General features: G+C 62.8%; 11 protein-coding genes and 1 tRNA gene. 3 read left to right on the top strand and 9 right to left on the bottom strand.

Annotated elements, in window-relative coordinates; all coding sequences use genetic code 11:
* The first annotated feature begins 115 nt into the window (after nt 1-115).
* Nucleotides 116-796, top strand: coding sequence for a class I SAM-dependent methyltransferase (locus OH720_RS15565; protein WP_272606456.1), 681 nt, complete (start codon nt 116-118; stop codon nt 794-796).
* A 1,040-nt stretch (nt 797-1,836) separates the two neighbouring features.
* Here the strand turns inward: OH720_RS15565 and OH720_RS15560 are convergent.
* The 7 genes from OH720_RS15560 to fdnG form a co-directional block, all read right to left on the bottom strand.
* A tRNA-Sec gene (locus OH720_RS15560) sits at nt 1,837-1,932 on the bottom strand.
* A 17-nt stretch (nt 1,933-1,949) separates the two neighbouring features.
* Entirely contained in the window at nt 1,950-3,857 is a 1,908-nt protein-coding gene (gene selB, locus OH720_RS15555) for a selenocysteine-specific translation elongation factor (protein WP_272606358.1), read from the bottom strand.
* Between the two features lies 1 nt (nt 3,858).
* Nucleotides 3,859-5,277, bottom strand: a complete 1,419-nt coding sequence (selA, locus tag OH720_RS15550; protein ID WP_272606357.1) for an L-seryl-tRNA(Sec) selenium transferase — start codon at nt 5,275-5,277, stop codon at nt 3,859-3,861.
* Nucleotides 5,278-5,322: 45 nt separating this feature from the next.
* The gene (gene fdhE, locus OH720_RS15545; RefSeq protein ID WP_272606356.1) at nt 5,323-6,249 is read right to left on the bottom strand and encodes a formate dehydrogenase accessory protein FdhE; all 927 of its coding nucleotides are present in this window, start codon (nt 6,247-6,249) and stop codon (nt 5,323-5,325) included.
* A gap of 4 nt (nt 6,250-6,253) precedes the next feature.
* Nucleotides 6,254-6,907, bottom strand: a complete 654-nt coding sequence (locus tag OH720_RS15540) for a formate dehydrogenase subunit gamma (protein WP_272606355.1) — start codon at nt 6,905-6,907, stop codon at nt 6,254-6,256.
* Nucleotides 6,904-7,839 (bottom strand): formate dehydrogenase subunit beta, encoded by a 936-nt coding sequence (gene fdxH, locus OH720_RS15535; protein ID WP_272606354.1) that lies wholly within the window; start codon nt 7,837-7,839, stop codon nt 6,904-6,906. Before fdxH ends, OH720_RS15540 begins: the two co-directional genes overlap by 4 nt.
* Nucleotides 7,840-10,905 (bottom strand): formate dehydrogenase-N subunit alpha, encoded by a 3,066-nt coding sequence (gene fdnG / locus OH720_RS15530; RefSeq protein ID WP_272606353.1) that lies wholly within the window; start codon nt 10,903-10,905, stop codon nt 7,840-7,842. It abuts the gene before it with no gap.
* A 220-nt stretch (nt 10,906-11,125) separates the two neighbouring features.
* Here fdnG and OH720_RS15525 point away from each other — a divergent pair, with 220 nt between their 5' ends.
* Nucleotides 11,126-12,280: a MalY/PatB family protein gene (locus OH720_RS15525; protein ID WP_272606352.1), complete on the top strand. Its 1,155-nt coding sequence runs from the start codon at nt 11,126-11,128 to the stop codon at nt 12,278-12,280.
* A gap of 235 nt (nt 12,281-12,515) precedes the next feature.
* Here the strand turns inward: OH720_RS15525 and OH720_RS15520 are convergent, their stop codons facing one another.
* Nucleotides 12,516-12,740: a hypothetical protein gene (locus tag OH720_RS15520; protein WP_272606351.1), complete on the bottom strand. Its 225-nt coding sequence runs from the start codon at nt 12,738-12,740 to the stop codon at nt 12,516-12,518.
* 17 nt (nt 12,741-12,757) lie between these two features.
* Entirely contained in the window at nt 12,758-13,666 is a 909-nt protein-coding gene (locus OH720_RS15515) for an MFS transporter (protein WP_272606350.1), read from the bottom strand.
* 153 nt (nt 13,667-13,819) lie between these two features.
* On the opposite strand from OH720_RS15515, the gene efeU reads away from it, so the two are divergent.
* Nucleotides 13,820-14,659, top strand: a complete 840-nt coding sequence (gene efeU / locus OH720_RS15510; RefSeq protein WP_272606349.1) for an iron uptake transporter permease EfeU — start codon at nt 13,820-13,822, stop codon at nt 14,657-14,659.
* Nucleotides 14,660-14,666: the final 7 nt, after the last annotated feature.

The following is a 14,666-nucleotide window of genomic DNA, read 5'->3' as shown; positions in this document are numbered from 1 at the left end:
TGTCACTCCATTCGACAACACACATCGCGCATTGTCCCCATCAGGCGCAGCTGGGCTAATGGTTCGCATGCTCCTGTCCTATGCTTCTATCCAGCCCACCACTTCGGACATCGCCATGCCTGCCGACGAATCGACCCTCCTGCAAAGCTGGCACCACAACGCCCACGCCTGGATCGAAGCCGTGCGCACCGGCGCCATTGAAAGCCGTCTCAAGGTCACCGACCAGGCCATCCTGCTGGCGATACTGGGCCGCCAGCCCGAACGCGTGCTCGACCTCGGCTGTGGCGAGGGCTGGCTGTTGCGGGCACTGGCGGATCGTGGCATCGAGGCCACAGGCGTGGATGGCGACGCGACGCTGGTCGAGGCGGCGCGGGCGGCGGGCGCCTCATCGGTGTACCTGGCCAGCTATGAAGCGCTGGCAGAGGCCAAAGTGCAGATCGGCAATGACTACAACCTGATCTGCGCCAACTTCGCCTTGCTGCACCAGGACATCATCCCGTTGCTCGCGGCCATGAACGCCCTGCTCGCCCCCGGCGGCGCGCTGGTGATCCAGACCCTGCATCCGTGGACCGTGGCCGCGGGTGACTACCAGGATGGCTGGCGGGAAGAGACTTTCGCCGGGTTCGAGGGGCAGTGGCAACCGATGCCGTGGTACCTGCGCACCCTGGCCAGTTGGTTCAATGCGCTGGACATGGCCGGTTTTCGGCTGGTTGGCCTGCAGGAGCCGCAGCACCCGCAAAGCCCTGTGCCGCAATCGTTGCTGTTGGTGGCGGAGCGGCGGGATGGTTCGATATAGAGCATTTTTTCCATGCAGGTGCATGTTTGGGTGTATATCCATTGCTGCGGTAACGGCCACCTAGGGTTTCGCCCTTACGGCGAGTCACTTGGAAAAACGGAACGCCGCCCGGCCCTAAGTAACCAAGGGCTCTTGCCCCTGGCGTTCGGTGCCTCGCTAAGGCTCGGCATGCCCTCGCTCCGGTCCTGCTCCATGGCCCAGCGCGGCTAAACCGGCATCCATGCCGGTTTACCCACTGCGCAGAACCGGAACGAAGCCTCTCGATGGGGCAAGAAAATCAACAGCCAGATCAAGATCAAACGCGAAAGCGAGGCGGCCTTAAAGCCGACCTGATTGCAGGCCTGTCCGCCTTCCCCTGTAGGAGCCAGGCTTGCCGGCGAAGAACGATAACGCGGTGCAACAGAGACACCGCAGCGCCTGGTTCGCCGGCAAGCCTGGCTCCTACGGAGGGTTGGGGGGTATCTGCAAAGATCAGGTCGGCTTTAAGGCCGCCTCGCTTTGGTTTTTGATCTGGGTGCCCCGTTAACCACGATGGCCGAACGCAGGCATTGCGCAGTGGGGAAACCGGCAGGACGCCGGTTTAGCCGCGCTGGGCCAGGGATGGCCCATCGCGGCGACCCACGGAGCAATGCCGGAGTGAGGGCATGCCGAGCCCTAGCGAGGCACCGAGTGGTGGGGCAAAGCCTTTTGCTTCCTTTTTGGCGTTTGAAAAAGGGAGTCGCCGTAAGGGCGAAACCATAAGCCGCCGTTACCGCAGCAATGGATATGTACTCAGACAACAATCGCCCACAGACGTTGACGTTGACGGACAGGCTCAGGGCGTGAGGGGGCAAGAAAATCAAAAGCCAGAGCAAGATCAAAATCCAAAGCGAGGCGGCCTACGAGCCGACCTGATCGGGAGCCGTACGCATCCCCCCCTAGGAGCCAGCGGTGCGGCGATCCGACTTGCCGGCGAAGAACGATAACGCGGTGCCGCAGATACACCGCAGCGCCTGGTTCGCCGGCAAGCCTGGCTCCTACGAGCAATATTCAAGCGAAAATGGCGGAAGGTAGCCGGAGTCGAACCTGCCCGGGAACGGATGCCGTCCCCAACCGGGTTTGAAGCCCGGCCGCGCCACCGGGCGCGATTACCTTCCTTGAAACGGCCCCTGGTTCAATCTTGCGTCCTGCGTGCCAGGGCGTTGTCCGCGCGGATCTGGCGTCGATCTCCCACGCGACGGGTCAGGCCGAGCCGGTCGAAATACTCCAGGATCTGGATACTGCGCTTGCGCCCCAGGCCCACCGCATCGCGAAATGCCGCTACCTCGATCACCGGGTTGTCATCGGCCAGTTGCAACAGCATAGCCGCCAGGCGACGGATCATCGTGTCGGTGTAGAACAGATCGCGGACCACTGGGTGCAACAGTCCCAGCCGCGCCATTTTACGCAGCAGTGCGCGCACACTGGCTTCGTCATGCCCCAGATCACGCACCCAGGGCGGGTCGAACCCGGCGGCGTCGAACCGCGGCTGCAACTGTTGCCACAAGGCTTGCTCCTCGTCGCTCAGGCGCACCTGATGCTCCGGCAGGTGCAACCACGGCCCACTGGCAGCGATATGCCCAGTGGCCAGCAACTGCTCGAGCAGGCTGATGAATACCGGGCGATCCAGGGTGCTGCCGGCAAATCGGCGCAGGCGATCGCGGTCCGGGCCCATGTGGTCCGGCTCCTGTTCATGGAAGCGCGCCAGGTGTTGCTGCAACTCATCCTGCAAGGTCTGCCAGCGGCTGGCGCTGAACAGGACCGGTTCTTGGCGGGTTTCGATCAGGCGTATGTCGCCGGGCAGCACCCAGGTCGCGCGCGGGCGGTTGAACTGGCGTTCAAGCTGTTGCGGATCGAGCCCGCTGTCGCTGTTGGCCAGCAACCCTGGCAGCACGTCTTCCAGGCGAGTGCTCGCGGCCAACGCCGAAAGCTGCGCCAATCGCTCGGGGCTGCGGCGGTGGCGGCTTGGCGCAAAGGGGTCGAGGACCCTGCCGCCGCCAAGGGTGCGCTGGGCGCTCTGGTCCCGCAGGATCAACCGGTCACCCAGCACCGCCTGCACCGGTGCATTGACCAGCAGTTGCGCGAACATCCGTTGCCCCGGCGCCAGGCTGGGCCCCTCCAGCAGGGCCACCCGCCCGGTGACGTCCCGTGTCCCAAGGTGCACGTGCACCGGTTCGAAGTGCTCGAAGGCGCGCGGTTCACCGGGTAACAGCTGCAGGTCGATGTCCAGGCGCTGGGTCGGGGCGTGCAGCCACGGGGCCGACAACCACTGGCCGCGGTGGATCTGCGACAGCGCCAGGCGCTCGGCATTCAGGTTCAAGGCGACCCGCTGTCCGGCCACCGCCACGTTGGCCGCCTGGTTCTGCGCGTGCAGGCCGCGAACCCGCACGGTCTTGCCAAGGGGGCCGAGTACCAGGGATTCACCCACCGTGACCTGGCCGGACAGCGCCGTGCCGGTCACCACGATGCCCGCACCGGGGACACTAAACGCGCGATCGATGGCCAGGCGAAAACCACCCTCCTGACTGCGCTGCTGCACTTCGGACTGGGCCTTGAGTAACGCTTGACGCAAGGTCTGCACACCCTCCCCGGTCATGCTCGACAACGCGATCAGCGGTGCCTCGGCGTAAGGACCGGGCGCCAGCAACGTTGCAATCTGCTCGCGCACAGCCTGCACCTTGGACGGTTCGACCCGGTCGCATTTGGTGATCGCCACGATGGCGCGGGGAATACCCAGCAACTCGACGATGGCCAGGTGTTCCCGGGTCTGCGGCATCACGCCGTCGTCGGCAGCCACCACCAGCAGCACCAGGTCGATGCCGTGTGCACCGGCGAGCATGTTGTGGGTGAAACGCTCATGCCCCGGCACATCGATAAAACCGGTCAAGGCCGCGCCAGGCTCCAGTGCGGCGTAAAGATAGCCCAGGTCGATGGTCATGCCACGTTCGCGCTCCTCGCGACGCCGATCACCGGCCTGCCCGGTCAATGCCTCAAGCAATGCGGTCTTGCCGTGGTCGATGTGCCCGGCTGTGCCGACGATCACCTTACGTCACCTGCAATTGATCGAGCTGCGCCAGCCACGCCGGCTCGTCGTCCAGTTGCCGCACGTCCAACCACAAGGCGTCGTCATCGATACGCCCCAGCACCGGGATCGGCAAGGCTCGAAGGGCCTGTTCCAGATTCAACAACCAGCGCCCGCGCTGACGCTTGGAGGTATTGGCCCGCAGGCATAACGCGGCGCTCGGCAAGCGTGCCACCGGCTGGCTGCCACTGCCGATCATCCCCAGCGCCGGCACCGCGCTGACGCTCCAGCCCGCGCCCAGCCGCGTGGCCAGGGACGGTTGCAGGCGCTCGGCTTGCGCCAGGATGTCGGTTTGTGCCCGGGTGAGCAGGCGCAGGCTGGGCAGGCGTTCGGCCAGTCGGTCCGGGTTGCGGTACAGGCCCAGCACCGCTTCGAGGGCGGCCAGGGTCAACTTGTCGACCCGCAGCGCCCGTTTCAGCGGGTTCTTCTTGATCCGTGCAATCAGTTCCTTGCGCCCGACAATCAAGCCGGCCTGGGGACCCCCGAGCAATTTGTCGCCGCTGAACGTGACGATGTCCGCGCCGTCGAGCAGGGCCTGGCGCACCGTCGGTTCGGCCGGCAAGCCCCAGCGGGTCAGGTCCAGCAGGCTGCCGCTGCCGAGGTCTTCGAGCAGCGGCAAGCCCTGTTGATGGGCCAGGCGCGCCAGCTCGACGGTCGGCACCCGGGTGGTGAAACCCTCGATGCTGTAGTTGCTCGCATGCACCCGCATGATCAAGCCGCTGCGCGGGCCGATGGCGGCTTCGTAGTCACGGGCATGGGTGCGGTTGGTGGTGCCGACCTCGACCAGCTTGACCCCGGCGCGCGCCATGATGTCGGGGATACGAAAGGCGCCGCCGATTTCGATCAGCTCGCCCCGGGAGATAATGCCTTCCTTGCGCGAACCCAGGCTGTTGAGGGTCAGCAGCACCGCGGCGGCATTGTTGTTGACCACGGTCACCGCTTCGGCGCCGGTCAGCTCGCGGATCAGGCCCTCGATCAGATCGTCGCGGTCGCCGCGCTTGCCGTTGTGCAGGTCAAACTCCAGGTTCAACGGATAACGCGCGGCCATTTGCACGGCGTCGATGGCTTCCTGGGGCAACAAGGCGCGCCCCAGATTGGTGTGCAGGACCGTCCCGGTGAGATTGAACACCCGGCGCACGTGGCTGCGATGCTGGCTGGCCAGACGCTCGCCCGCCCTGCCCGCCAGCACCTGCGGGGTGAGTTCGACCGCGTCGAGTTGCCCCGCCAGGACAGGTTGGCGCAAATCATCGAGCAACTGGCGCAGGCTGGCGAGCAAGGCGTCGCGCCCATAGCGTTCGGCCAGCGACTGGCAGGCCGGGTGGCGCAGCAGGCTGTCGATCGAAGGCAGTCGCAAGGCTGGGCGGGTGGATCTGGCAGACATCAGGCGCTCCGGCAAACGTTGACCGCCTGAGTGTAGACGTTCCCTTCAGTCGCCCCCTGGTGCCAGCAGCAGGTTGGGCGCTGGGCGCACAAAGCCTTCCTGGTCCAGGCGCATGTCGAGCATCAGGCTGCTCAGGTCGGCGGACAGCGCTTCGGCCTCGGCGTCGCATTCCAGATACAACTGCTTGAGATAACTGTGACAACCGGGGCAGGTTTCAGCGCGCAACGGTGCCTTGTCCGCAGCAAAGCGGTCGCTGTCGAGACTGACGTACTGCAAGCCTTTGCTCTGCTCGCAATACACGCACTTGACCCGCACCACATGCCATTCACAGGCACATAGCGAGCACACCAGGTAGCGCAAGCCGTTGTACTTGCCGCGATGGCGGATTACCCCAGCCATGGCCGGTGAACCACACGCCGGGCACTGGTTGAGGCTGTTGCCGGGTTTCAAGGCGAGATCCTTGGTACTCAGCAGCCAATGGCTCCACGCGACTTGCAACGCCGCCCCCAGGAATGGCACCAGCGCCGCCGGCAGCAAGGCGAACTGGCCGCTGACCAAGGCGATCGCCCATGCCTTGAGCTGCCCGACGTTGGCATCACGCAAGGTTGCCACGGCGTTTTCCACCGCCGGTTGCGCCGGTGGCTGATAGTGCTGCAACAGCGCGTGCAGATAAGCCAGCCACGCATCCTCGCGCACCAGGCTGTCGGCGGCGAACGGTGGCAGGCCATGATCCAGGCACAGTTGGACGCGTTGCGGGTCCGGCAATGCCGCCTCGGGTGGAGCGTCCATCAGGCGTTGCTGCACGTTGCACAACCCCGCCACCAGGCGCAGGTAATCGGCCAACGGATGGCTATCGGCAAGGCGCTCCAGGCGCTGCGCACGCAAGGCAAACAGGTTATGCGGTGGCAGGTGCAGAAACGGCGGCGATGTCGCCGCCGCTTCGATCTGTCCCGGCTCCAGGATCGTGGCCAAGTGATTATCCTTTTTTATTCAGCGGCGGATCGACTCGCTCATCCCGGGTCACTTCGCGGTACCAGAGCCCGTGGTGTTTCTTCGCCCAGGCGCGGCTGACCCAGCCGTGCAGCATGGCGTTGACCGAGCCCTTGATCCAGATGCCGGCGTAGATGTGCACGATGATGCTCAGGATCAGCACGAAACCGGCCAGCGCGTGCAACAGCATCGCCCAGCGAATGCTGGTGATGCCGAAATAGGCGCTGAAGTAAGCGCGCCATATCACCAGCCCGCTCAACAGCAACACCAGCATGCACAGCAGTAAAGTCCAGAACAGCAGCTTCTGCCCGGGATTGTACTTGCCGATGGCAGGCACACCCTCCTCTTCATTTTTCATCACCCGGTCGATGCGCCGCAGCCACAGTCGATCATTGGCGATAAAGATGTTGGCGCGCCAGAAACTCAGGACCAGGCCGAAGAAAAACACGAACATCAGCACGCCCATGAACGGGTGCAGGATGCGCGTCCAGGGCCCGCCACCGAACAGGTTGCTCAACCAAAACAGCGCCGGGTGGAACAACGCCAGGCCCGACAACCCCGCCATCAGGAACAGAATCGCCACCAGCCAGTGGTTGGTGCGCTGGTTGCTGGTGTAGCGCAGGATCTGCTTGCGGATCATGGCCTGTCCCCCCGCTTCGGATCATAGGTGTGCACCGACGGATCGACTTCATGTACCGCGGGATCGCTCGACGGCGGCAGTTCATCTTCCTCGACCACTTGCGGCCCGACGCGCACGTAATGGAAGAACCCGGCCAGAACCGCCGCGCCCATGGCCAGCAGGGCCAGGGGTTTACTGACCCCCTTCCACAGGCCCACCAACGGGCTGATCACCGGATCGCTCGGCAGGCCGGCGTACAGCCTCGGCGTGTCGGCGTGGTGCAGCACATACATCACGTGCGTGCCGCCGACTCCCGCCGGGTCGTACAGGCCGGCGTTGTCGAAGCCACGGCTCTTGAGGTCGACGATGCGTTCGGCGGCATGTTCCTTCATGTCCTGCTTGGAGCCGAACACGATGGCGCCGGTCGGACAGGTTTTCACGCAGGCCGGCTCCAGCCCCACCGCCACCCGATCCGAGCACAGGGTGCACTTGTAGGCCTTGTGGTCCTTTTGCGAGATGCGCGGAATGTTGAACGGGCAACCGGTGATGCAATAGCCACAGCCGATGCAGTGATCCTGGTTGAAATCGACGATGCCGTTGGCGTGCTTGATGATCGCCCCGGGGCTGGGGCACGCCGCCAGGCAGCCGGGTTCGGCGCAGTGCATGCAGCCGTCCTTGCGGATCAGCCATTCCAGGTTGCCGGCGTCGGTTTCGTGCTCGGTGAAACGCATCAGGGTCCAGGTTTCTGCGCTCAGGTCCTGCGGGTTGTCGTAGGTGCCGAGGTTGTGGCCGACGTCGTCACGCAGCTCGTTCCATTCCGAGCAGGCGACCTGGCAGGCCTTGCAGCCAATGCACTTGGTGGTGTCGATCAGCTTGGCGACTTCCTCCAGGTTGCGTACCGATGACGGCACGGTGGTGGTGGCCGAGCGGGCAATGATGTCTTGGCTGGCCATTTAGACTTTCTCCACGTTGACCAGGAATGACTTGGATTCCGGGGTCTGGGTGTTGCCATCGCCGAGGAACGGCACCAGGGTGTTGGTGAGGTAGCCGTGGCGCGTGAGCCCGGTGAACCCCCAGTGCAACGGGATACCGATCTGGTGCACGATCTGATTGTTGACCTGCAACGGACGAATGCGCTTGGTCACCACGGCCACCGCCTCGATGAAGCCACGCTTGCTGCTGACCCGCACCCGGTCGCCAGCGACGATGCCTAATTCCTTGGCCAGCACTTCGCCGATCTCGACGAACTGTTCGGGCTGGGAAATCGCGTTGAGCTTGCAGTGCTTGCTCCAGAAGTGGAAATGCTCGGTCAGCCGGTAGCTGGTGGCGGCGTAGGGGTAATCCTTGGCCACGCCCAGTGAGTCCCAAACCGAATCGAAGATCCGCGCCGCCGGATTGCTGGTGGCCTTCTTGTTCTGCGGGTGCAGCGGGTTGATACCGATCGGCGTCTCGAACGGCTCGTAGTGCTCGGGGAATGGCCCTTCGTTCATCTTGTCGACGGCGAAGAACCGCGCCACACCTTCGGGGTTCATGATGAACGGATTCATCCCCGCCTCCGGCGCCACGTCAGCCTTGTAGTCCGGCACGTCGGTGCCGGCCCAGGCTTTGCCGTTCCACCACACCAGGCGCTTCTTCTCGTCCCAGGGCTTACCTTGCAGGTCGGCCGAGGCACGGTTGTAGAGAATCCGCCGGTTGGCCGGCCAGGCCCAGGCCCACCCCTGGTGCTGGTGCATGCCATACGGATCGTTGTTGTCGCGCCGGGCCATCTGGTTGCCCGTTTCGGTCCAGCTGCCGCAGAAAATCCAGCACCCGGACGCCGTGCTGCCGTCATCCTTCAGCTGGCCAAAACCGGCCAGTTGCGCATTGCCCTTGATGAGCACCCCGGTGGCATCGGTGAAGTCGGTGACGGCGTAGCCGTTGACCTCCTTGGCCAGTTCTTCCGGTGACGGTTCGTCAGGGATCTTGTAGGGCCACGACAGTTTCAGCAGCGGGTCGGGATAGGCACCGCCCTCGGCCTGATAGCGCTGACGCAGGCGCAGGAACAGCTCGCTCATGATGCGTATGTCGGTGTAGGCCTCCCCAGGGCCGTCGGCGCCCTTCCAGTGCCATTGCAGCCAGCGACTGCTGTTGACCAGCGAGCCGTCTTCCTCGGCGAAACAGGTGGTGGGCAGGCGAATCACTTCGGTCTGGATGTTCGCGCTGTCGACGTCGTTGTACGGCCCGACCTTTTGCCAGAATTCCGAAGTCTCGGTGGCCAGCGGGTCCATCACCACCAGCCATTTGAGCCTGGCCAGCGCGGCCATCACGCGGTTTTTATCCGGCAATGCCGCAATGGGGTTGAAGCCCTGGCACATGTAGCCATTGACCTTGCCCTGGCCCATCAGGTCGAACACCTTGAGGATGTCGTAGTTGGGAATGTCCAGTTTCGGCAGATAGTCGAAGGCCCAGTTGTTCTCCAGCGTGGCATTGGCCCCGTACCAGGCTTTCATCAGGCTGACGTGGAATTTGCTGTAGTTCTGCCAGTAGGACAGTTGCCCCGGTCGCAACGGTTTTTGCGTGCGCTTGACGATGTAGGCGGTGTAGTCCTGTTCGGCATCGCCCGGCAGCGTGAGGTAGCCCGGCAGCGAATTGGACAGCAGGCCCAGGTCGGTCAGCCCCTGGATATTGGAGTGCCCGCGCAAGGCATTCACGCCTCCGCCCGGCATGCCGACGTTGCCCAGTAATAGCTGCACCATGGCCGCGCTACGGATGATCTGCGCGCCAATCGAGTGCTGGGTCCAACCCAAGGCATAGAGGATGGTCATGGTCTTGCCCGGTTGCGAGCAAGTGGCGATCTCCTCCCAGATTTTCTGCATGGCGTCGACCGGCATGCCGCAGATCTGGCTCGCCAGTTCAATGTTGTAGCGGCTGTAATGCTGCTTCATCAGTTGATAGACGCAGTGCGGATCCTGCAGGGTCGGGTCGGTCTTGACGAAGCCGTCTTCACCCAGCTCATAGCCCCAGCCGGACTTGTCGGTGTACACCCGCTTGGCCGCGTCATAGCCGCTGAAAATCCCGTCCTCGAAGCCATAGCCGGCTTTGACCAGGAACGAAACGTCGGTGTAGTTGCGCACGTATTCGTGCTGGATCTTGTCCTCGGTCAACAAGTAGTTGATCAGCCCGCCCATGAAGGCGATGTCGGTACCGGTGCGGATCGGCGCGTAATAATCGGCCACCGAGGCTGTCCGAGTGAATCGCGGATCGACCACGATCAACCGCGCCTTGTTGTGCGCCTTGGCTTCGGTCACCCACTTGAAACCACAGGGGTGCGCTTCCGCTGCGTTGCCGCCCATGACCAGAACCAGATTCGCGTTGGCGATATCGGTCCAGTGATTGGTCATGGCACCACGGCCGTACGTCGGGGCAAGACTTGCCACCGTCGGGCCGTGTCAGACACGCGCCTGGTTATCGAACCCCAGCATGCCGAGACTGCGAACCACCTTGTGGGTGATGTAGCCCGCTTCATTAGACGCCGCCGATGCCGCGAGGAAACCAGTGGTCAGCCAACGGTTGACCGTCTGGCCCTGGGCGTTCTTCTCGATGAAGTTGGCGTCGCGGTCGGCCTTCATCAGGTCGGCGATGCGATCGAGCGCTTCATCCCAGGAGACTCGCGTCCACTCGCTGCTGCCAGGCTTGCGCATCTGCGGGTATTGCAGGCGGCCGGGGCTGTGAATGAAGTCCAGCAGGCCGGCGCCTTTGGGGCACAGGGTGCCGCGGTTGACCGGATGGTCGGCGTCACCTTCGATGTGGATGATATTTTGCGCGACATTCTTGGCCGCATCGCCCTGGCTGTACATGATCAACCCACAACCGACCGAGCAATACGGGCAGGTGTTACGGGTTTCATGGGTGTGGGCGAGCTTGAAATGGCGCACCTGCTCGGCGAAGGCGGCCGTCGGGGCCATGCCCAACGCGCCCAGGCTGGAGCCTGCAAGGCCGATACCGGCGACCTTGAAGAACTGACGACGGCTGAGGTCCATCGTGCACTCCTTATCAGGTGGAAATCCGCTGCGTTGGCGGACTTTTCTGGACAATCACGGTTGCGGCAGTCTCGCTACCGACACCTGAAACTGTAGACAACGGGTGGGCGCCTTGTGTGAAAACCGACCGTCGGGCAACCGGCAACATCCTCGCTCGCGCCCACCGGGGCTTGGCGATTATCATGGTTGCCATTCCAACCCAGCGTTTACGAGACTGCGCATGACTTTCGATTTTGATCAGGTGTTCGACCGCCACGGCACTGGCAGCACCAAGTGGAGCCGTTACCCGGCCGACGTGTTGCCGATGTGGGTCGCCGACATGGATTTCGCCGCGCCGCCGATGATCATCCAGGCCCTGCAAAAGCGCCTGGAACACCCGTTGCTCGGCTACAGCGTGGCCAAGGACGATTTGCGCGAAGCCATCGTTGCCGATTTGTGGAGCAAGTACGCCTGGCGCGTCGAGCCGCAAGAGCTGATCTTCCTGCCAGGCGTCGAGTCGGGCTTCAACATGGCGCTCAAGGCGCTGGTACAGCCGGCGCAGAATGTGGTCGTGCAGGTGCCCAACTATCCACCCCTGCGCCACGCGCCGGGTCATTGGGGCCTGAACAAGGTCGAGCTGAACTTCGACCCGCAGCCTGACGGCACTTACACCACGCCACTGGCGACCCTGAAGGAATCCCTGCAAGGGGGCGGCGCACTGCTGCTGAGCAACCCGCACAACCCGTTGGGCAAAGCCTTCGCCCGGGAGGAACTGCAGGCCATTGCCGACATCTGCCTGGCCAACGAGGCCTGGATCATTTCCGACGAGATCCACGCCGAACTGTGCTTCGACGGCCGCCAGCACCTGCCGATGGCGTCCCTGAGCCCGCAAATCGCCCAGCGCACCATCACCCTGATGTCTGCCAGCAAGGCCTATAACATCGCCGGCCTGAAAACCTCGTTCATGATCATCCAGGACCGCCACCTGCGCGAGAAGGTCAATCATGCACGTTGCGGCATGGTCGACAGCGTCAATCCGCTGGGCATGGAAGCCACCCGCGTCGCCTACAGCGAAGCCGCACCCTGGCTGGCAGCGCTGAAGGACTACCTGCAGGGCAACCGCGATTACCTGGTCGACGCCGTGCGCAGCCGTTTGCCGGGCATCACGATGAATGTGCCGCAAAGCACTTACCTCTCCTGGCTCGATTGCACGGCGCTGGGGCTGGATAACCCGCAACAGTTCTTCCTCGAACACGCCAGGGTCGGCTTGAGCCCAGGCCTGGATTTCGGCGATGACTGCCAACAATTCGTGCGCCTGAACTTCGGCTGCCCGCGGTCGATGCTGGAAGAAGGGATCGCGCGCATGGAGCGCAGTTTGCGTCATCGTAACGCCTGATCATTCCCTGTAGGAGCCAGGCTTGCCGGCGAAGAACGATAATGCGGTGCAACAGATAGACCGCGGCGCCTGGTTCGCGGGCAAGCCTCGCTCCTACAGGCGAAAAACGATAACGCGGTGCAATAGATAAACCGCAATGTCCTGTTCGCCTGTAGGAGCCAGGCTTGCCGGCGAAGAACGATAACGCGGTGCAGCAGATACACCACGGCGCCTGGTTCGCCGGCAAGCCTGGCTCCTACAGGTTTTGAGTACGCCTTGGCATGGCCGCAAAAGCCGCCAGAACAATCAACAGTGTGCCCAGGGCACTGAGGATTGCCGTGAGGGAAAGGGTCTGGGAGTAACCAACCATCCCGCCGACAATTCCGCTTCCAAGATAAATGAAGGGGTGCAGCCCACTGGTAAAGAACGTATCGACTGCCACCACTTTGCCAAGGTCCTTCTCCGGAGACAGTGTCTGCATCGCGGTGGCCCAGCCCGTCAACCACGCCGCTTCGACGATGCCCAGGCCAAGGCAAGACTGGCCAATCGCTCATGGCCGCAAGTGAGAACCGTGGTGATAGATCCAATGCACGCGCCGAATCCCGATGCGGCCAGGCACAATCCCCACATTTCCTGGCTGAAGCGATCGCTGATGGCATAGGGTGCGACGACAAGAAAAATCGGGAAACACAGTACGTTCACCACGAGCGTGGCTGCGAAACCCAGCGAAAGCATGGAGTTGCCGGTAATAACGGAAACGCCACTGACCGCGTCTCTGATCGATATCGCCTCCTCGAACTCACGGGGCTCCACATCGGGCAACATCGCCGTATAAACGGCGGCACAAAAAAATGTCAGACCATCGATTAATATGCCCCAGACCGGGTCCCAGAAAATGATGAACACGCCCAGCGTCGCGGGAAACAGTACAGCGACCAGATTATCGACAAAGTTCATCGCACCATTGCCCGCAACCAGTGCTTGCTTGGGCAACAGATTGACCAGCAGCACCTGGGCGCACGGACGAGATACTCCGATGCCGATGCCAAATATCAGGTAGGCAAAAATCAGCCACCACCAAGGCGCACCAGAGACGATCAGCACTACCGCGGCGAGCTGCGCAATACCCCGCGCCGTATCGGTGTAAATCAGCACTTGTTTCGGCGACTTTCGATCCGCCAGCAAACCTCCGGCCAAGGCCCCGAATACGGTCCCTACCCCGACTGCCGCCATGACAAAGCCGAATACTTCTGCTCCGAATCCGCTCCGAATAAGCGCTATTGGCAGCGCCGCCAGACAAATAGCATCGCCCGCCATCGAGAGGCTTTGCCCGATGAGCAACTTGCGAAAAGACGCGACGTTGAGCGCATCGGTATAAATTGAGAAGCGATTGGTTATAGAGATCAAAAGTAATCGTCCTTGAGGCCCATGCTGGCGAGGCGTCCGTGAGACATCTAAGATTGTTCAGCTTAGGTTCAGGTAATTGTCAATCACTCCCATATGGGAATGAGTGTCATTATGTTACAACTTAGCACCCTATCTAATTCCCCACGGTGCTGAATGCTCGTTCCTTTTCTGATCATGCTGCGCGAAGGCATTGAAGCCGCGTTGATCGTTGGCATTATCGCCAGCTACCTCAAGCAGACCGGCCGTGGCCAATGGATGCCCGCGGTGTGGATCGGGGTGTTCCTCGCCGTCGCGCTCGCGCTGTTGGTGGGCGGAGGCCTGGAGCTGGTCAGCGCCGAGTTTCCGCAGAAGCAACAGGAACTGTTTGAAGGCGTGGTCGGCCTGGTCGCGGTCGGCATTCTCAGTTCCATGGTGTTCTGGATGCGCAAAGTGGCGCGTTCGATCAAGCACTCGCTGCACGTATCCCTCGATAACGCACTGGCCGGTTCCAGGCACCAGGTGTTCGCGCTGATCGCCATGGTGTTTTTCGCCGTGGCCCGCGAAGGCCTGGAAACTGTGTTCTTCCTGCTCGCGGTATTCCAGCAAAGCACAGGCCCGGCGGCACCGATGGGCGCCCTGCTCGGCCTGCTGCTGGCCATCGTCGTTGGCTTGCTGATCTACGGCGGCAGCATGCGCCTCAATCTCGGCGCGTTTTTCCGCTGGACCGGCCTGTTCATCCTGGTAGTGGCGGCGGGAATCCTTGCCAACTCGGTGCAGGCACTGCATGAAGCCGGACTCTGGAATCACTTGCAGACCGTGCTCTTCGATTTCAGCGCCACACTGCCGATGGACGGCCCGTTGGGCTCGGTGCTGGCCGGGATGTTCGGCTACCAGGACGCCCCGACCGTCAGCACCCTGGGCGCCTACCTGATTTATCTGCTGGTAGCGCTGGCGATGTTCTTCATGCCCGCCGCCGTTCCCGCCAAACACTCTTCATCTGCTTCCAGCCAGTAAGGGCAAC

The organism is Pseudomonas sp. WJP1 (genome assembly GCF_028471945.1).
Classification (GTDB): domain Bacteria; phylum Pseudomonadota; class Gammaproteobacteria; order Pseudomonadales; family Pseudomonadaceae; genus Aquipseudomonas.
The sequence above is the reverse complement of the archived record's forward strand: the minus strand, read 5'-3'. Positions and strand labels throughout refer to the sequence as shown.

Excerpts from the sequence above, each read along its gene's own strand:
- OH720_RS15565 (WP_272606456.1), top strand. The coding sequence starts at position 116 with ATGCCTGCCGACGAATCGACCCTCCTGCAAAGCTGGCACCACAACGCC.
- selA (WP_272606357.1), bottom strand. The coding sequence starts at position 5,277 with ATGTCTGCCAGATCCACCCGCCCAGCCTTGCGACTGCCTTCGATCGAC.
- OH720_RS15540 (WP_272606355.1), bottom strand. The coding sequence starts at position 6,907 with ATGATCCGCAAGCAGATCCTGCGCTACACCAGCAACCAGCGCACCAAC.
- fdxH (WP_272606354.1), bottom strand. The coding sequence starts at position 7,839 with ATGGCCAGCCAAGACATCATTGCCCGCTCGGCCACCACCACCGTGCCG.
- OH720_RS15525 (WP_272606352.1), top strand. The coding sequence starts at position 11,126 with ATGACTTTCGATTTTGATCAGGTGTTCGACCGCCACGGCACTGGCAGC.
- OH720_RS15520 (WP_272606351.1), bottom strand. The coding sequence starts at position 12,740 with ATGCAGACACTGTCTCCGGAGAAGGACCTTGGCAAAGTGGTGGCAGTC.
- efeU (WP_272606349.1), top strand. The coding sequence starts at position 13,820 with ATGCTCGTTCCTTTTCTGATCATGCTGCGCGAAGGCATTGAAGCCGCG.